The organism is Agrococcus pavilionensis RW1, from assembly GCF_000400485.1.
GTDB classification, from domain to species: Bacteria; Actinomycetota; Actinomycetes; order Actinomycetales; family Microbacteriaceae; genus Agrococcus; species Agrococcus pavilionensis.
Genome location: NZ_ASHR01000028.1, coordinates 129596 through 148435 on the forward strand (window position 1 = coordinate 129596; position 18840 = coordinate 148435).

Here is an 18840-nt window from a genome sequence, read left to right on the forward strand (position 1 = left end):
GTCGTGCCGGCCCGCGCCCGGAGCCCCTGACCGCGCGGTCACTGCGCGCGCAGCTCGGCGTCGATGCGGTGCAGCGTCCCGAGCTCTGCCCGCCGGGCGCGGTCGGCGATCTCGGGCGCGAGCCGGCCGCGCTCGGCGAGCAGCGCGATCGCGGCGTCGCGATCGTCGCGGATGCGCCGCAGCTCGTCGTCGGGCACGGCCGCGAGCGCAGCCGCGAGCGCGTCGCGGTCGGCGGGAGCGCCGTGCGGAGCAGCGGCGGTCGCGTCGCCGCGACCGAGCGCGAGCACGAGCGCGGCGAGCACGAGGCCGAGCGCGCCGGCGACGAGCACGGCGGCGCGCCAGCCGCCGGCGCCGGCGACGGACGCGAGCGAGGCGGCCGAGCCCATGACCCACCAGCTGAGCGCGGCGAAGACCGCGGTGCCGAGGCCGAGCAGCAGCAGCTGCCGATCGCGCGGGCGCGGCCCGCGCAGCCACCGCATGGCGGCGACGACCTGCACGATCGCGGCGACGGCGAAGCACAAGCCCGCGATCGGCACCGAGGCGTCGCCGTCGAGGCGGTGGTAGCCGAGCGGGTCGCCGAGCAGCGCCGCGAAGCCGATGACGGGCGCGACGACCGCGAGCAGGAGCGGCAGCAGCAGCCACAGGCCCGCCATGCCGCCGCCCTTCGCGCCCGCGACGCGCGCGAGCCCGGCACCGTCGTCGCCCATGTGCTCGAGCGCGGCCGGGTGCCGCTGCAGCGCGTAGGCCTCGAGGATGCCGAGCCGCGGCTCGGCCGCGGCCGAGAGGTCGTCGGCCCACGCGAGGGCGCTGTCGTGGCGGAGGCTCACGCGGCGCCCCCCAGGCTCCAGCCGGGCTCGTCGACGACGAGGCCCGCGGGCGGCGCGGCGCGGAACGCCGAGCCGTCGGGGCGCTCGAGGTCGATGCGGCCGGCGAGGTCGAGCAGCGCGGGCGCCGAGAGGTCGACGACCTCGGCGACCGTCGGGTCGATCGAGAGCGCGAGGGCGTGCTCGCCGTCGTCGAAGGCGAGCACGGCGAGCGCCGCGGAGGCGTCGGCCTCCTCGAGCCGCACGCGCGCGGTCACCTGCACGCCGGGCCCGAGGCTCGCGCTCTCGATGGGCTGCACGGCGGCCCCGGCGGCATGGAAGTCGGGCAGTGCCGCGCTGCCGACGACGCGCGCCCGGACGATCGAGAAGAGCGGCAGCGCGACGGGCCACAGCTGCCACGAGAGCAGGTCGTCGGCCTCGCGCCGGTCGAGCCCCGCCCGCAGCAGCGCGGGCACGGCGCGGTCGAGCTCGTCGTTCCAGCGCTCGCCGAACGCGGCGCGGAGGGCGGTCGTGCTCTCGGCGACCCACGCCGCGTCATCGCCGCCGAGCGGCGGCATGCCGAGCCAGCCGGGGGCGGCCGAGCTCGCGGAGATCCGCCACGTGGCCGTCACCGATCACACCCCTCGTCGCCCGAGCGCGGCCCGCTCACCAGACGACGTCCAGCACGGGCACCTTCTTCTTGATCGTCTCATGCCCCGTGAACATCGAGATCCAGCCGTCGTACTTGAGCGGCACGGCGAAGAGGCCGTGCAGGAGGTCGGATGCGGTGGCGAGCGCGGGCAGCACCCCGGTCGTCACGTCGCCGAGCTTCTCGTAGGCCGCGACGTCCTTGCCGGTCAGCAAGCGCAGGAACACGTCGCCGAAGCCGTTGGGGTTGTTGCCGGTCGCGAGCTGGCGCAGGCTCCCGAGCGCGCCGGTCGCGCCGCGGCCGTGGAAGAGGTAGGCGAAGCCGAGCTCCCTCGCCTGCGAGCCGGCGTTGCGCCAGGCGGTCGCGCCGAGCACGCCGCCGAACATGTCGTCGGCGAAGCTGAACTTGCCTCCCGCGATCTTGCCGAGCTTCCCCCACGGCAGCACGCCGGCGATCGCGAGTCCGAGCTGCAGCCACCCGGCGTCCCCGCGGATCTTCTGGTAGATCGTCAGCCCGAGGGCGACGAGTCCGATGATCCCGCCGATGAGCGCGAGGATCGGGCCGCCGAAGATGATCGCGAGGATGCCGACGGCGAGGCCCGCCCAGCTGAGGGCCTTCTGCAGTCCCGCGACGAAGCCGTCGACGTTGTCCCAGAAGCCGTCCTTGACCTTGCCCTCGAGCACGTCGCCGATGTCGGTCGCGGCCGTCTCGAAGGCCTCCTCCCACGTGTCGTAGTCGGCGTCCCAGTAGCCGGCCTCGTCCTCCCACGCGCGGTAGGCGGCGAGCTTCGCGGCATCCTCCTCCGCCTGCTGCTCGGCCTCGGGGCTGTCGGGCTCGGGCTGGAGCCAGCCGCCCGTGCCGCGCGGCTCGACCGAGCCGGGGAGCGCGGCGAACGTCGCCCACAGCTCGGCGCACCTGTCGGCGTGCGCCTTAATCTTCGGCTGCACGCCGGCGAGCGCCTCGCCGTAGGCGACGAGCACCGGGCCGGTCGGCTCGTAGAGCTCTCCCGCTTGCCGCAGCAGCCCGTGCGAGTCGCCGACGACCTCGCGCAGCTTCTCGACCGCGAGGCCCTTCTGCCCGTCGGCGCCGTCCTTGACCTGCTCGAGCGTCGTCGCGCTCGCCTGCATGACCCGCCCGAGCGATTCGATCGACCGACCGCGCGCGACGATCCCCTCGGGGTCGCCCTCCACGTACTCGATCCAGCGGCCCTTCGGCGACTGCGCTCCCGTGTGCATCGTCGTCTCCTCGTCGTCCTGGGTCAGCCCTCGGCGGAGGCGGCCTCGAGCTTGAGGGAGGCCTCCTCGTCGAACTCCGCGAAGCCCTCGAGCACGCCCTGCACGTGGTCGCGCACCTTCGTCATGTCGCGCGCGAGGTCGACGCGCTTGTCGTTCCAGCGGCGCTCGAAGTCGCCCGCGCCCGAGCGCAGCTCCCAGCGTCCGTAGGGCGTGCCGATGGCCGCCTCGAGCTCGTTCGACCGGTCGCCCGCGCTCTCGAGCTCGACGATGATCCCGTCGAGCTGCTGCCGCAGCGCGAGCAGCTCGTCGAACGTGATGAGCACGTCGTCCATGTCTCTCCCCGGTTCCCTCGGCGGCGGCGCCGCTCCTGCTCCTCAACGTAGGCGGCGGATGCGTCGGGGACGATGGGGAGGACTCCCCACCGCCCGCTCGGCTCGCGTCCGCGGACGCCGAGAGGGGCCGGCCTCGCGGCCGGCCCCTCTCGATCGGTGGTTCAGCTGCCGGCGAGCTGCTCGTCGAGCGACTGGATCGCCTGCATCATGCCCCGCAGCGCCTCGCCCATCTCGGAGATGCCCTCGATCGCCTTCTCGAGACCCGACGTGAGCTCCTCGTAGCCCTCGCCGAACTTGCCCGACGCGTGCTGCGTCTTGAAGTCCTCACCCAGCAGGGTGTCGACCTGGCTCTTCAGGTCCTTCAGGACACCCGAGATGTCCTCCTTGCCCGTGTCGAGCTTGCCCGCCACGGACTCCATCTCTGCATACGATGCGCCGAAATCGCTCATGGATCTGATCCTCTCGAGGTCTGGTTCGCGGGCCCGCTGCGGGCCGCCCTGGAGCCAAGGTACGAAAGCGAGCCTGGGGACTCAATGGGGAGGAGTCCCCATGGCCTCAGCCCTCCGCGCCCACCGACGCGGCCTCGGGCTCCGCGGCCGGCGCCGACGACGCATCCGCCCCGACGGGCGCCGGGGGCCGGGCCGCGTCGTCGGGCACGAGCGGCAGCTGCACCGTGACCGCGCGCCCCTGCTGCACGAAGATGCCGCGCCCCTCGGGGAAGTCGGCGCGCTTGACCTTCGGGAACGGCACCTTGAAGACCGCGTCGCCGTCGTACGCATCCGGCTTGAGGACGATGCCCTTGCGACCCGCCTTGAAGTCGCCGATGAAGCCGAAGCCGCCGGTGACCTGCGTGACGTCGGCGTCGCCGATGAGCAGGTGGTCGCTGCGGTTGATCGCCTGGAAGAGGCCCTTGAGCGCGCGCTCCGCGTCGGAGTCGGCGAACTGCGGCACGTTCTCCATCACGATCATGATGCGGCCGGGGATCGACTCGTCGGCGACGATCTCGGCGAGCTCGGTCGCGAGCGCCTTCGCGTCGTCGGGTCGCGTCGCGCTGCGCACCCACGGGCGGAAGCCCGCGAGCACCGAGCGGCGGCCCGCGAAGTGGAAGAGCTTGACCTCGGGGTCGAACCGCTCCATCGCGATGACGAGCGCCTTCATCGCGTTGGTCTTGCCCGAGCCCGGCGGGCCCGCGACGACGAAGGTGCCGATGGGGTCGAAGTCGCGCGCGGCGAGCGTGTCCTCGGCGACGCCGAGCACCGGGAAGTCGTCGACCCGCGCGGGGAGCTGCCCGAGCTCGAGCCGCGTCGGCAGCGCGCCGATCTCCTCGACGTCGCGCACGCCCTGCGCGCGCAGCGCGTCGGCGAGCTGGCCCATGAGCTTCGTCTGCTCGGCGACGTTCGGCGTGCCGCCGAGGGTCGCGACCTGCATCTCGAGGCCGTCGATGATCGCGCGGCCGGGCGCCGACTGGTCGTCGAGCACGTCCTTCGGCGCGCCGACGAGCGTGTAGCCCGACTCGTCCGAGAGCCGCAGCACGACGCGGCGCGAGATGTTCGAGCTCACCGCGGTCGGCACGGCGCCCGAGCGGTCGGCGGTCGCGATCGCGTGGATGCCGAGCGGCCGCCCCTCGCCGAGGATGCGCATGAAGACCTGGTAGAACGGCGAGCGCGCGCTCGTCACCTCCCAATCGGCCTTGAACTGCGGGTAGTTGTCGAGCAGCAGGAAGATGCGGGTCGCCTTCGGGTCGACGAGGTCGCGGTACTCGGTGAGGCTCGCGGCGCTCGCCTCGGCGAAGGCCTTGCCGCGCCGGTCGAGCTCGCGGCCGAGCGAGCGCAGCAGCCGCTGCACGCGCTCGGCGTCGTCGCCGGCGATGATCGAGCCCACGTGCGGGAGCTGCTCCATCGACTTGAGCGCCCCGGAGGCGAAGTCGAGCCCGTAGACCTCGGCGCCGCCGAGCTCGGGCCGCATGCCCGCCGCGATGCCGATCGTCTTGAGCAGCGTCGACTTGCCCGAGCCGGAGGTGCCGTAGACGAGCAGCGAGCCATCGCGGTCGGGGTGGAAGTAGACGGGGTCCTGCCGCTGCCGCTCGGGGATGTCGGCCTTGCCGAGCACGATGCGGCTGTCGCCCTCGATCGCGAGGTCGCGCAGGTCGACCGTCGTCTCGAGGTCGTCGAGCCACGGCCGCCGCGGGGCGGGGATGCCGGCGCGCTCGGTCGCCCGGATGAGCGTCGCGACGATGCGCTTCTGGTCGTTGGGGCCGAGGTCCTCGTCGTGCGAGTCCGACTCGGGCGCCGCCTCGGGCTCCCAGCGCTGCACGGAGCCGAAGCGGAGCTCGGCGACCTTGACGTCGGCGACCTTGACCTCGTCGCGGCGGGTCCAGCCGCCCGCGTACGCCGACTGGAACGGCACGAGGCGGCCGGGGCCCGTCTTCGCGATGCCTCGGCCGGGGATCGAGGGCGGGAACGACGCCGCGATGGGATCGTCGACGACGTCCTTCGAGTCGGATTCGTCGGCCATCCGGAGCGCGACGCGCAGGTTGGTGTTGGCGCGCAGGTTGTCCTTGATGACGCCGGCGGGGCGCTGCGTCGCCATGATGAGGTGGATGCCGAGCGAGCGGCCGCGCTGCGCGATGTCGACGACGCCGTCGACGAACTCGGGCACCTCGCCCGCGAGCGCCGCGAACTCGTCGATCACGAGCACGAGCGCGGGCGGCGTCTCGGGGTCCTGGCGCTTCTCGAGCTCGAGCAGGTCCTTCGCCTTCTTGCGGTTGAAGAGGTGCTCGCGGTGGTGGAGCTCGGCGCGCAGGCTCGTGAGCGCGCGGCGCACGAGGTGGGGACTGAGGTCGGTGACGAGGCCGACGCAGTGCGGCAGCTCGACGCAGTCGGCGAAGGCGGAGCCGCCCTTGTAGTCGACGAAGAGGAACGTGACGCGGTCGGGGCTGTGCGCGCTCGCCATCCCGAGCACCCACGCCTGCAGGAACTCCGACTTGCCGGCGCCGGTCGTGCCGCCGACGAGCGCGTGCGGGCCCTGCGTGCGCAGGTCGAGCGTCATCGCGTCGCTCGCGCCCTGGCCCATGATCGCGCGGAGGTTCCCGGCCTTCTTGAGCCTCGGCTTCGGCTCGCCGGAGCGGTCGAGGATCGTGTTGTTCTGCCGCCAGCGGTCGATGACCGCGTTCGGGTCCTCCGCGAGCTCCGGGCCGACGAGCGAGAGGAACATGACGCTGTCGGGGATGTCGGAGGAGTCGTTGATGACGATGCTCGCGTCGACGACGGGCGCGAGGCGCTTCGCGAGCATGTCCATGTACTCGCTCGAGACGCCCTCGACCTTGACGCCCTCGTACTCGACGCCCGAGCGCACGGTGCCGACCCGAGCATCCTCGAGCCCGCCCGAGACGTCGATGTAGCTGCGGCACACCGCGGGCAGCGACTCGACCGTGGGCGCGACGAAGACGCCGTAGACGCCGACCGCGGCGCCGCGCTCGAGGATCTGCGTGAGCCGCGGCCGGTCGACGGGCGCGTCGTTCGTGACGACGAGCACGACCGAGGTCTGCACGCTCGTGACGGTGTCCTTCGCGGCGCGCTCGACGTCGGAGCCGTAGCGCATGGGGTGCCAGTCCTCGTCGAACGGCGTCTTGCGGTCGGCCGCGGCCTGCTTCGAGCGGCCGAGCACGAGCTCCTCGAGCGCGCTCAGGAGCGCGGCGCCCGCGGTCGCCGAGTCGGCGAGCGGCATCTCCTTGAACGGGCTCGTCTCGCTCGTCGTGTGGGGCAGCCACTTCATCCACTCGAGCTCGCCCGTCCACTCCGCGTCGCAGATCGCGACCGTGACGACCTCGTTGGGCGCGTGCAGGCCGTAGAGCTGCACGGCCATGCCGCGCAGCGCGTCCGACGCGAGCGACTTCGGGCCCGCGATGCCGATCGAGCCGACGGTCGCGAACGACTCGACGATCGGCACGTCGTCGACGTAGCGGTAGCGCTCGCGCAGCCGCTCGACGCGCTCGATGTACTCCGGCAGCCCGTCCTGCGACTCCTCGTCCTTGATGGAGTTCCGCGACTCGGCGCGGCACGTGCCGAGCCGCACCGAGAGGAAGTTCCAGTGCTCGGGCCTGCGGGTCCAGAGCATGGGGCCGAGCCGCATCGCGTGCTCGAAGACCTCCGCGACGGGCGGCACCTCGAGGCCGCGGATCCGCTCCTCGATCGGCTTCTCGCGGTAGAGCGTCTCCTCGAGCTCCTCGTAGCGCGTCTCGAACAGCTGCGTCTCGAGCTTGCGCTTCTGCCCGTTCTGGGTGCGCATGTTGATGAAGTTGCCGAGCAGCATGAGCGGCGTCATGAGCGCGATGAGGATCGAGCGCGGGTTGTTCGTCATCGCGAACATCGCGCCCGCGAGCAGGATCGGCGTGACGAGCATCGGCCACGGGAAGATGCGCTCGACCATCTCCTTCGGCAGCCGCGGGCCCTTGTAGGCGGTGCCGGGGTAGCGCGCCTCGACGCGCGGCGAGCGGTTGAACATGAGCGCGCCCCCGCGCTCGAGCACGGGGTCGGGCCCGGAGGCGTCGAAGGCGCCCACGAGCCAGACGGCGAGCGTCGAGTCGCCGAGCGTGAACGGCGCGCCCGGCACCACGCGCAGCCGCGAGACAGGAGAGCCGTCGACGACGACGCCGTTCGCCGAGCCCCGGTCGACGACCTCGATGTGGGTGCCGACCTCGATGCGGGCGTGCCGCTTCGAGACGAGCGGGTCGGCGAGCACGATGTCGTTCGCCGCGTCGCGCCCGATCGAGGCATGGCCGCGGCCGAGCTGGAACTCCTGGCCCGCGAGCGGGCCGCCGATGACCCGCAGCACCGCGATCGCCTCGAGCGCGCTCCCGGCGGGCCCGCCGCGGCGCCGGGCGTCGGCGCCGAGGTTGACGACCTGGGTGTGGAAGCCGCTGCCGATCGGCGCCTCGGCGATGAGCGCGTCGGGTTGCAGCTGCACGAGCTGCTGCTCGGTCGGCGGGGCGACCGCGAGCGAGAGGGTGTCGCCGTCGGCGAAGGGGATCGAGCGCGCGGGGTCGGCGAGCGCGATCTGCCGCGCGACGTCCTCGACGGTCGCGGTCGAGTCGGCCGTGATGACGACGTCGGTCGCCTCGGTCGTCGGGCGGTGCAGGGTGAGCTTGACCTTCATGCGTCGTCCTCAGTCCTCGTCGGTCTCGCGCAGCGCCGCGTCGTCGAGCAGGGCGAGGTCGGCCCGGGTGACGAGCTGCGACGAGACGGCGTACTCGACGAGCCGAGCTCGGCGGTTGCTCGCGAGCTTCCCGACGCCGCCCCGCAGGCCCTGCACGCCCATCCGGTCGAGCTTGTCGCACACGTTGTCGAGCTTGCGGTTGAAGCGGCTCATCGTCCAGCCGAGCCGGTCGGCGGCCGCGGCGCTCGAGGGCAGCTCGCTCACGCCCACGCCGTCGCGGCGCAGCATCGGCTCGGCGAGCGCGACGATGAGCAGCTTCTGCAGCTCGGTGAGGCCGACGGGCATGACGGTCGTCTCGCCCGACGAGCGGCGCCGGTGCTCGGTCGAGAGCGAGAACGACGCGTCGTCGATGTGCGCGCCGATCTCGTAGGTCGTGGGGCCCGCGGTGAAGACGATGGATGCGTCGGAGAAGACGATCGGCAGGCGCGCGCCGGGCGAGAGCCACGACTGCACCGCCCCGCCGGCGCTCGAGACGGTCGCCGAGAGCCGCGAGCCGACGTTCGCGAGCCACCACAGGCCGTCGCGGTGGTGCACCTCGAGGAACGCGCGGTGCAGGTACTGGTTGTCGTCGACCGTGAGATCGCCCTCGCGGCCGATGACGAACGGCCGCGAGGGGTCGAGCGTGAACCACTCCCCCGCGAACTCGAGCTGCAGCCTGGGCGCCTGGCCGGCCCGTGCCTGCTCAACCATCGACACATCCCTTCGCATCGTTCGACTGCCGACCGTCCGAGCGCACGAGCGTGACGAGGATGCACGACTCGCCGTCGCTGTCGCGCTGCACGGTGACCGTCTCGCCCGCGGCGGTCGCGATCGTCGGGTCGGCGTCGCTCGGCTCGTAGCGGTAGCGGAAGCTGTCGCCCGCTTGCGGCTGCGCGTTGACCCACGTGAACGTGACGGAGTCGCCCTCGACGGTGCCCGTGACGTTGATGGGCGCCGGCGGCCGCTGCGGGGCGGCGGGCGCCGCGATCGTCTGGCTCGGGTTCGCGGGCGGCTGGCTCGGCGCGCTGCCGGCGACCGCCAACCACACGATGCCCCCGCCGACGAGCACGACGAGGCCGGCGCCGACGGCCGACGCGATCGTGCGGCGACGGCGATCGGGCGCGGGGGCCTCCGGCTCCGGGACGGCCGCCGGGGCCGGCGCGCCCGCGGCCTGGCCGGGCCTCGGCCGCCGGATCGTCGCGTCGGGCGCCACGGCGCCCGCGGGCATCGCGGGAGCCGGCTCGCCCGCGTGCGGGTCGATCGAGACGACGCCCCGGATGCGGGTCGCGCCGCCGTCCTCCTCGTCGACGGCGCCGGCGTCGAGGGAGTCGTCGAGCACGTCGAGCGGCGTGACGGGCAGCGCCATCTCGGCCTCGACCTGCTGCAGCGCGCGGCCGAACGCCATCGCTGTCGCGTAGCGGCGCGAGGGGTCGGGGTCCATCGCCGAGGCGAGCACGGCCTCGAGCCGCGGCGGCACGTCGTGGCGCGCGAGCGGCGAGATCTCGCCGCGCTGGATCCGGTCGATGAGGTCGACGCTCGTGTTGCTGCCGCCGGGCAGCTCGAAGGGCGTCCTGCCCGCGAGGAGCGTCGAGAGCGTCGCGGCGAGCGAGAAGACGTCGGATGCGGGGGTCGACCTCGGCGGGTCCTGGAACGCCTCGGGCGGCGACCACGGGATCGACATGCCGCTCGCGTCGTCGGCGCCGCCCGAGCTCGTCGCGATGCCGAAGTCGGTGAGCGCCGGCCGGTTGTAGGCGGTGACGAGGATGTTCGCGGGCTTGATGTCGCGGTGCAGGATCCCGGCGCGGTGGGCGGTCTCGACCGCGCCTGCGATCTGCACGCCGAGCGAGAGCACCTCGGGCACCGCGAAGCGGTCGCGGCGGTAGCGCACGCCGAGGTTGGGCTTCGAGCAGTACTCCATCGCGAGGTACGGGCGCCCGTCGGGAGCGACGGCCGCGCCGTAGATCGTCACGATCGAGGGATGCGTCGAGAGCTGCGCCATGACGTTCGCCTCGTGGCGGAAGTTCTCGATGAGCTCTCGGTTGACCGCGTCGGGCAGCAGCACCTTGATCGCCACCTGCCGCGACGGCAGCAGCTGCTGGTAGAGGAACACGTCCGCGAAGCCGCCGGAGCCGAGCAGCGAGACGTACTCGTAGCCGGGCAGCTCGGGCGGGGCGGAGGGGGCGCGCTTCGGGCTCACTGCGCGTCCTCCGCGCGAGCGGGCTCGATCGCCACGACGACGCTGTCGCCGAGGTCGAGCCGGTCGCCGAGCTGCAGGATCGTCGCCGCCTCGGGCCGCAGCCGCTGGGGCGCCGAGCCCTCGCGCAGCAGGAGCGTGCCGTTCGTCGACGAGAGGTCGACGGCCACGAGGTTCCAGTCGTCGACGCGCAGCTCGAGGTGGCTGCGCGAGATGTCCTCGCTCGGGCTCTCGACCGTCACGAGCCGCGGCACGCGGCCGTCCTCGACGCGGCGCGATCGCGGCCTGCGGCCGAGCACGACGCCGCGGCCGAGCGGCACGCGCTCGCCCGAGGGCAGCACGACGACGGCGACCTCGGGTCGGCGGCGCTGGGCGGCGCTGCGGTCGTCGACCGGCGCGCCGCACGTCGTGCACGCCGTCGTGCCCGGCGCGTTGACGTGGCCCGAGGCGCACAGCGTCGAGAGCACGAGCGGACCCGTCGCGGGCGGCCCGGCGTGCTGCGCCGGGGCTGCCGGCGGCTGCGCGGCCGCCGCGCGCTCGGCCTGCAGCCGGCGCGCCTGCTCGGCGGTGATCGTCATGCCGTCGTGGTCGCCCATGTCGAGGGCACCGGGGGCGGATGCGGCGGGCTCGGCGACCGGGACGGGCCGCGTCGCGCCGGCGTCCGGTCGCTGCGACGCCTCGGCCGCCTCGCGCGAGGGGGCGGCGGCGCGCGGCGCCGGCGCGATCTCGCTCACGTCGATCGCGGGCTTGATGAACCCCGGCACCGAGTCGATGAGCCCGCCGATCGGGCCGTCCGGCTCCGGCTCCCGAGCGGGAGGGCTCGCGGGCTCCGGAGCGCTCGGCGCGACCTGCTCGGCAGGCGCGCTCGGCGCGGCGGGCGCTTCGGCGGGCGCCCCGCCGGCCTCCGCCTCGGCGCGCTCGGCGGCGACCGCGCGGGGCGGCAGGGTCTGGCCGAAGGCGCCGAAGCGCGCCTCGTCGTCGGGAGCCTCGGCGACCGGCGCGGGCGGAGCCGGCTCGCTCGCCGCATCCGCGCTCCCGGGCGCGATGCGCACGGCGGCGACGCGCGCGACGCCGCCCTCGAGCGGCAGGGTCTGACCCGCGAGCGCGGCGAGCCCGCCGGCGTCGACGACCGCGTCGGGCGCGGTCTCGTCGAGTGCCCACTCCTCGCCGAAGCGATCGGGCAGCGTCGCGTCGTCGGCCGTCGCGGGCACGCCGTGGCGGCGCAGCAGCACGCGCGCGCCCGGGGTGTCGACGAGCCCGATGAGCGCCGTCGGCTCGAGCCCGAGGATCGTCCGCAGCCCCTCGGCGTCGCGCACGGTCGCGGCGGCGTCGTAGAGCGCTCGTGCCCGCACGGGCGGCAAGTCGCGCTCGCACACGACGACCGCGGCGCCCGCCGCGACGCACCAGGCCTCGCCGGGCGCGTACTCCAGGCGTGCGCTCATCGCAGGGCCTCCCTCGGGATGGTGTCGTCGATCGTGTGCGCGTGCGTGTCGTGCAGCTCCTCGTCGGCGAGCGCCACGGCGTCCACGTCGACGACGACGACCGTGACGTTGTCGGGCGCGCCCGCGTCGAGCGCGCGGCGGAGCAGGAGCGCCGCGACGGCCGCGGGCGACGAGACGTCGCCGAGCAGCTCGGCGATCTCGTGGTCGTCGACCTCGCCCGTGAGGCCGTCGGAGCAGACGACGAGCCGCTGGCCCCGCTCGGCCGGGCGCAGCCACACGTCGGCGGGCTGGCGCTCGCCGGCGCCGAGCGCGCGCGTGATGACGTTGCGGTTCGGGTGCCGGCGCGCGTCGGCGCGGCGCAGGGCACCGGTCTCGACCAGCTCCTGCACCATCGAGTGGTCGACGGTCACCTGCTCGAGCCGGCCCTGCTCGTACAGGTAGGTGCGGGAGTCGCCGACGTTGAGGATGAGCCAGTGCGCGACGCCGTCGACGTCGACGAGCACGGTGCCCGAGAGGGTCGAGCCGCCCGCCGGCTCGCCGACCGCGTTCGCGTGCACGCTCTCGAAGGCGTGCTCCACGGCCGTCTCGACGCACGCGACGTCGGCGAGCGTGCGTCCCTTCAAGCCGCGGAACGCCTCGATCGCGAGCGCGCTTGCGACGTCGCCCGAGGCGTGGCCGCCCATCCCGTCGGCGACGACGAAGACGGGGAAGGATGCGAAGACCGAGTCCTCGTTGACGCTCCGGCGCATCCCGGGGTGCGTCGTCGCCGCCCAGCGCAGCGCGATCGACGGGTGGCTGTAGCGGAACTCGCCGATCGCGCTCACGACGCGGCCTCGACCGTGAGCGAGCGGTCGCCGAAGCGCACGACGTCGCCCGGCTGCAGCGGGAACGCGCGGCCCGGCTCGAGCGGCGTCTCGGCGCCCGCGCGCACGACGCTCGAGCCGTTCGTCGAGGCGCGGTCGACCGCGGCGAGCGGCGAGGCGGTCAGGAGCAGGTGCGTCTTCGAGATGGAGCGGGTGTCGTCGGCGATCGGCAGCAGGTGGTCGACGACCTCCCCGGCGCTCGGAGCCGGGTTGCGGCCGATGAGCGCCGCGCCGGTGATCGCGAAGCGGTCGCCGGTGTCGAACGCGAGCGTCGCGACCGGGGCGCGCGACGACGGGCGCGCGCGGGTCGCCTCGAGGTCCTCCTCCGGCTCGGCGACCTCGATGCGGCGCACGGTGCGATCGTCGATCTCGCCCGCGTCGTCGAGGCCCGCGTCCGGGCCGTGCTCGAGATCGGGCTCGATGATCGTCTGCTCGTCGATCGGCGCGACGTGCGCGACCGGTTGCGCGGGCGTCCGACCGGGCACGCTGTCGACGATGCCGCCGGTGATCGGCGGGGCGTAGCGCGGCGCCGCGGGCTGCTGCGGCTCGGGGGCTTCGGGCGCGCTCGGTCGCGGCGCCGACCGCGCGGGGGCGGAGCCGCTCAGCTCGCCCGGGCGGTAGCCGCCGAGGCGCGCGCCGCCCGCGGGCATGCCGGGGACGGTGTGGGTCGGCGTCGGCTCCGACGCCGAGGAGGCGAGGCCGATCTGCGGCGCTCCCGGCGCTTGCGGCCTCGCCGCACCGACGACGCCGGAGCTCGTGCGAGCGCCGGGGCGGTACGCGGCGGCCGCGGCCTCGGCGGGCGTCGCGAGCGAGGGCAGCGGCGCCTTCGCGGCCTCCGGCTCGGCCTGCACCGTCTTGCGCGCGATGCGCATCTTCTTCTCGTGGTACGGGTCGAGGCCGTCGCGAACGTCGACGAACCAGGTGCGAGCGGCCTTGTCGAGCCAGCTGCGGCCGCGCTTCTCGCTGTCGAACCAGACCGAGCAGAACACGAGCGCGGGCCCGACGATCGGCACGAGGAAGAACGCGTAGAGCAGCAGCGCACGACCGAGCGAGCGCTTGATCCCCGGTCGCTCGAGCGTCGCGACGTGGATCGACCGGATGCCCGTGAAGGCCTTGCCGAGCGTGACGCCCCGGCGGCCGTGCAGCACGATCTGCACGATCACGAACGCGGTCGAGAGCACGAACGAGACCGCGGTCGCGACGATCATCCAGACGAGGTCCGGATGCGTCGCGAGGCCGTAGGGCTGCAGCGCGCCGGTCGCGAGCCGCACGAGCGAGGGCAGGGCGACGAGCCAGTACGGCAGCTGCAGCAGCGCGTAGAGCGAGAGCTCGATGATCGACGCGAGCGCGCGACGGCCGAGCGGCGCGGGGCGGAGCCCGAGCGCGGCCGCGTAGGCGGGGTCGGGGCGACCGGCCTCGTCGAGGCCCTCGATGCGCTTCTGCCCCTCGTCGATCTCCCAGATCACCGTCGTCTCCGCTCTCGCCTCCGCCGGGCGAACGACCGCATCGAGAGCCTGCCGAGCAGGCGCTCCCGCGTCGTGGCCTCGGCGCGCATGCCCTGCACGCTCCGCTCGACGTCGAGCCAGAAGGCATCGACGTCCGCCGGATCCGGCTCGCCGGGCCCGAACACGCCCTCGTCGACGAAGTCGCCGATGTCGGTCGCTCTCGATCGAGGGTAGCGATCCGCCACCGCGCGGGCGACCTCGCGCCGCGTCACGCCCGCGGGCACCGGCAGCCCGAGGTCGACGGCCTCGTCGACGACCTCGTGCCAGCCGCCCGAGAGCCGGTCGCTCTCGCGCTCCGCCCTGCGGCGCCGCTTCCGCCGCGCGGCCTTGAGCGCACCGACGACGATGAACGGGAGCAGCAGCAGGAGCAGCAGGAGCAGCACGCCGCCCGCGACCCACAGCCAGACGACCCACGAGCGGTCCTCGGGCTCCTCGTCGTCCTCCTCCTGACCCTCGTCGGCGACGGTGTCGGGCGACATCTCGGCCGGCTCCTCCGGCGGCTGCGGCGGCTGCAGCACCTGCGGCTTCGGCTCGGGCTGCGGCTCCGGCTCGGGCTGGATCTCGTCGTTGTCCTCGGGCGGCGTCGGATCGAACCGCACCCATCCGTAGCCCTCGAACGGCACCTCGACCCACGCGTGCACGTCGCTGCCCGTCAGCTCGACGGGCTCCGAGCCGCCGCTGAAGCCGTCGTCGGGATAGAGGCCCATCACGACCCGCGAGGGCACGTTGATGCGCGAGAGCGCGAGCGCGAACGCGGTCGCGTACTGCTCGTCGTCGCCGAGCAGCACCTCCTGGTCGAACATGTCCTGGATGCGCGCGGCCCCGTGCCCCGCGAGTGAGGGGATGTCCCCCTCGAGCCCGTGGCTGAAGCTGCCGTTGTTCATGAGGCGCAGCATCGTCTCGAGGTTCTCGAACGCGCTCTGCCCGCCCGCGCCGTGCTCCGAGACCCACGCCTGCAGCAGGTCGGGCACCACCGCGGGCTCCGGCACCTGCACGCGAGTGATCGGCACGCCCTCGAGCTCCTCGTGCGAGGGCTGCCGCGGCACGATCGCCTGCAGCTCGTAGGCGTCGCCCGCGCCGAGCCCGTCGAGCGCGATCGCGGTGCCGGTCTGGCCGTTGTAGTGCAGGGATCCCTGCAGGCCCGCGGCGCGCTCCCCCTCGAAGGCGAGCGACTGCAGGTAGCCGACGTCGGGCACCCAGATGCCGGAGTAGTCCTGCACCTCGACGCGCACGGTCGCGGGCTCGCCCGACTGCGCGACGAGCACCTCGTCACCGATGCGCGCGAACGAGCCCGAGCCGCTCGACTGCTGGGAGCCGGCGACCGCGAAGACGGTGCCGTCGTAGTGGTCGAAGGTCGCGAGCCGCAGCCGCGACCCCTCCGGCATGCCGCTCACCGTGAGGAGCGTGTCGTCCTCGAAGCTCTTGTGCCAGCTGCGGAAGCCCGCGAGGGGGCTCGGGTACTCGGCGAGCTCGATCGGCGGTTCCACCGCATCGCGGAGCACGGCGCGGCTCGCCGGCTGCACCGGGATGCTCACGAGCCCGGCGACGAGCATGGCGCCCGCGATCATCGCGATCGCTCCGCGGGCGCGCTGCTTGCGCGCCTTGACGCGGAAGCGGCTGTCGTTCGTGACCTCGACCTCTTCGTTGAGCCCCGTGCGCCACGTCGCCCGCCGCCACGCGCACCACGCGAGGATGACGCCCGCGACGAGCGCGCCGAGCAGGGCCGGCCAGAAGGCGATCTTCGTGCCGAAGGCGATGCCGACGAGCAGGGCGACGACGCCGGGCACCATCGCGAATGGGGCGCCGCGGTCGAGGCGCAGCGCGAGCACCGTGGCGATCGTCGCGCAGAGCAGCGTCGTGAGGAAGGGCACGACGAGCAGGCTCGGGAAGCCCTCGGCGGGCGGCTCGGCGGTCAGCAGGCCCTTCCACGAGAAGACGACGCCGAGCAGCAGCTCGCGCCATCCCTCGAGCGTCGGGAGGACGCCGGCGATCGTCCGCCGCGGCACCGCGAGCGCCGGGCCGAAGACGACGAGCGCGAGCACGAATCCCGCTGCCGTCATGAGCCAGCCGCGCAGCGGGCGCAGCGAGGTCACGACGCCGACCGCGATCCCGAGGATCGCGCCGCCGAGGCCCGCGACGAGGTAGGCGGTGCCGCCGAAGACGGGCCCGAACGAGAGGGTCGCCGCGAGCATGACGGCGAAGACGGCCGCGCAGTCGATCGCGGCCTGCCGCGGGGTGCGCGGCAGCATGCGCTCGTCGCTCATTGCAGCGCCACCCCTCGCATGACGCGCGGGAGGTCGCTCACCGAGCCGATCGTCGCGAGCGCGACGTCGCCGATCGGCTGCAGCCTCGGGCTCGCGCCCTGCACGACCGAGAAGACGATGACGCGCGCTTGCGGCGGCAGCAGGGTGCGCGCGCGGCGCACGAGCGCGGCGTCGATCGGGGCACCCGCGTGGAGCATGATGACGGATGCGCCGGCGTGGTCGCGCGCGATCGTCGCGGCGAGGTCGAGGAAGCGGTCGTCGCGCGGCGACCACTCGACGCCCGAGAGCGCGTCGAGCAGCCGCTTGCCCGTGCTCGCGGGCACGGTCCTGCGCGAGGTCTGCACCGCGACGTCCATCTCGTCGCGGATCGCCTGCAGGCCGAGCGAGCCGAGGATCGAGATGGCCGTCTCGAACTCCGCTGGGTCGGCGTAGTCGTCGGGCGAGGTCGACAGGCCGAGCGCGAGCACGCTGCGCCGGGTCTGCTCGAACTGCCGCACCATGAGCTGGCCGGTGCGCGCCGACGACTTCCAGTGGATGTAGCGCCGGTCGTCGCCCGCGACGTAGTCGCGCAGCGCGTGGAAGGCGATGTCGCTGTTCGTGAGGTCACGGGTCGTGATGCCCTCGAGGTCGCGGATGAGGCCCGGCGCCGTCTCGTCGAGCTGCACCGTCTTGGGGTGCACGTAGAGCTCGACGGGATCCGTCCACCGCACCTGGCGGCGCAGGAGTCCCACGGGGTCGCCCCGCACCGAGCGCACGGGCCCGACCTGCAGGATCGTGCGGCGGCTCGTGGGGATCGCGAAGACGTCCTCGTGGACGTCGCCCGGCTGCATGCGCGGCAGGTGGAACGACGCGAGCGCCTTGCCGACGGGCACCTCGATCGTCGCGGGCAGCAGCGGCTTCGTCGAGGCGGCGTGGATCTCGATCCGGCCGAGCGCGCGCTCCCCCGCCACGACGCGCGTGTAGGCGAGGTCGAGCTCGATCCGGTAGCGGTTGCGCCCGACGATGAAGGCGATCGCGGCGCCGAGCAGGAGCGCGCCGGCGATGCCCATGACGATGAGCTCCTTCCAGCCGAGCGCGATCCCGGTCGCGAGCGCGAACGCGGTCCCGACGAGCACGGCCCAGCCGAAGCCCGTGATGGGCTCGATCGCCGGCCACACCCGCTCGCGCGCGATGCGCCCCGCTCGGCGCAGCCCCTCGGCCGTCGCCGACTCGTCGCCGACGACGCGCGCGACGAGGCGCTGCCACGGCGTGCGCTCGCGCTCGACGGCACGGCGCAGCCGCGTCGTCTCCGACGCGGCGCCGGTCGTCGAACCGGTGTCTGGGTCAGGTGCGGGGGTCGACGTCGCCCGCTCGGGCGCCGTGGTCACGCAGCGTGCTGCCGGTCCTGCGGAGCCGCGATGTCGGCGATGGCGCGGTCGATGATGCGGTCGCCCGTGACGCCCGAGAACTCCGCCTCGGGGTCGATCACGACGCGGTGCGCCCACACCGGCTGCGCGAGCTCCTTGACGTCGTCGGGCAGCACGAACGCGCGGCCCTTCGACGCCGCCCACACCTTCACAGCGCGCATGAGCGCCATCGCGCCGCGCACCGAGACGCCCAGGCGCGTGTCCTTCGAGTCGCGCGTGTGCTCCGAGAGCTGCGCGACGTAGTCGAGCACCGCGTCGTCGACGTGCACGGTCGCCGCGAGGTCGATCATCTCGGCGATCGCGCTCGTCGTGATGACGGGCTGCACGGTCGAGGAGGCGTTGCGGTTCGACGCGCCCGCGAGGATCCGCACCGTCTGCTCGCGGCCGGGGTAGCCGATCGACGTCTTCATGAGGAAGCGGTCGAGCTGCGCCTCGGGCAGCCGGTAGGTGCCCGCCTGCTCGATCGGGTTCTGCGTCGCGATGACCATGAACGGCCGGCCGACCGAGTAGGGCGAGCCGTCGACCGTCACGCGGCCCTCCTCCATGACCTCGAGCAGCGCCGACTGCGTCTTCGGGCTCGCGCGGTTGATCTCGTCGGCGAGCACGATCGAGGCGAAGATCGGTCCCTTGTGGAACTCGAACTCGCCCGTCTTCTGGTCGTAGACCGTGACGCCGGTGACGTCGGAGGGCAGCAGGTCGGGCGTGAACTGGATGCGGTGGTTCGTGCCCTGCACCGTCGCACCCATCGACTTCGCGAGCTGCGTCTTGCCGGTGCCGGGCGCGTCCTCGAGCAGCAGGTGGCCCTCCGAGAGCATCGCGGTGAAGGCGAGCCGGATGACGTCCGCCTTGCCGAGGACGACGCTGCCGACGTTGTCGACGAGGCGCGTGAACGTCTCGGCGAACCAGGCGGCCTGCTCGCGGGTCATGGTGCTGCTCATGCTTCTGCTCCTGTCA

General features: G+C 73.8%; 14 protein-coding genes. All 14 read right to left on the bottom strand.

Translation table 11 applies throughout. The features are described from left to right. Positions 1-38: 38 nt before the first annotated feature. The 14 genes from L332_RS24375 to L332_RS24440 all read right to left on the bottom strand — a co-directional run bounded on the left by L332_RS24375 (position 39) and on the right by L332_RS24440 (position 18824). Positions 39-827, bottom strand: a complete 789-nt coding sequence (locus tag L332_RS24375) for a hypothetical protein (RefSeq protein WP_021010922.1) — start codon at positions 825-827, stop codon at positions 39-41. Next, positions 824-1435, bottom strand: a complete 612-nt coding sequence (locus tag L332_RS24380; protein ID WP_021010923.1) for a hypothetical protein — start codon at positions 1433-1435, stop codon at positions 824-826. The genes L332_RS24375 and L332_RS24380 overlap by 4 nt, the downstream gene beginning before the upstream one ends. Positions 1436-1469: 34 nt before the next feature. Next, positions 1470-2687, bottom strand: a complete 1218-nt coding sequence (locus L332_RS30365; protein WP_021010924.1) for a hypothetical protein — start codon at positions 2685-2687, stop codon at positions 1470-1472. A 23-nt stretch (positions 2688-2710) separates the two neighbouring features. After that, positions 2711-3019, bottom strand: coding sequence for a hypothetical protein (locus L332_RS24390; protein WP_021010925.1), 309 nt, complete (start codon positions 3017-3019; stop codon positions 2711-2713). 161 nt (positions 3020-3180) lie between these two features. Continuing rightward, positions 3181-3468 (bottom strand): WXG100 family type VII secretion target, encoded by a 288-nt coding sequence (locus L332_RS24395; RefSeq protein ID WP_021010926.1) that lies wholly within the window; start codon positions 3466-3468, stop codon positions 3181-3183. A gap of 106 nt (positions 3469-3574) precedes the next feature. Beyond that, a complete protein-coding gene (locus tag L332_RS24400; RefSeq protein ID WP_021010927.1) occupies positions 3575-8173 on the bottom strand; it encodes an FtsK/SpoIIIE domain-containing protein in 4599 nt (1532 codons plus the stop codon). A 9-nt stretch (positions 8174-8182) separates the two neighbouring features. Then, complete coding sequence (locus tag L332_RS24405) at positions 8183-8923, bottom strand: FHA domain-containing protein (protein ID WP_021010928.1); 741 nt, start codon at positions 8921-8923, stop codon at positions 8183-8185. Next, positions 8916-10409 (bottom strand): serine/threonine-protein kinase, encoded by a 1494-nt coding sequence (locus tag L332_RS24410; RefSeq protein ID WP_021010929.1) that lies wholly within the window; start codon positions 10407-10409, stop codon positions 8916-8918. The genes L332_RS24405 and L332_RS24410 overlap by 8 nt, the downstream gene beginning before the upstream one ends. Further along, positions 10406-11848 carry an FHA domain-containing protein gene (locus L332_RS24415; protein WP_021010930.1) on the bottom strand — a complete coding sequence of 481 codons (1443 nt, stop codon included), beginning with the start codon at positions 11846-11848 and terminating at the stop codon, positions 10406-10408. Before L332_RS24415 ends, L332_RS24410 begins: the two co-directional genes overlap by 4 nt. Then, complete coding sequence (locus L332_RS24420; protein ID WP_021010931.1) at positions 11845-12672, bottom strand: PP2C family protein-serine/threonine phosphatase; 828 nt, start codon at positions 12670-12672, stop codon at positions 11845-11847. Before L332_RS24420 ends, L332_RS24415 begins: the two co-directional genes overlap by 4 nt. Continuing rightward, positions 12669-14177, bottom strand: a complete 1509-nt coding sequence (locus L332_RS24425) for an RDD family protein (protein WP_021010932.1) — start codon at positions 14175-14177, stop codon at positions 12669-12671. The genes L332_RS24420 and L332_RS24425 overlap by 4 nt, the downstream gene beginning before the upstream one ends. Next, positions 14174-16480 (bottom strand): transglutaminase TgpA family protein, encoded by a 2307-nt coding sequence (locus L332_RS24430; protein WP_021010933.1) that lies wholly within the window; start codon positions 16478-16480, stop codon positions 14174-14176. Before L332_RS24430 ends, L332_RS24425 begins: the two co-directional genes overlap by 4 nt. Continuing rightward, entirely contained in the window at positions 16477-17847 is a 1371-nt protein-coding gene (locus tag L332_RS24435) for a DUF58 domain-containing protein (RefSeq protein WP_021010934.1), read from the bottom strand. The genes L332_RS24430 and L332_RS24435 overlap by 4 nt, the downstream gene beginning before the upstream one ends. Further along, complete coding sequence (locus L332_RS24440; protein ID WP_021010935.1) at positions 17844-18824, bottom strand: AAA family ATPase; 981 nt, start codon at positions 18822-18824, stop codon at positions 17844-17846. The genes L332_RS24435 and L332_RS24440 overlap by 4 nt, the downstream gene beginning before the upstream one ends. Between the last annotated feature and the right edge of the window lie 16 nt (positions 18825-18840).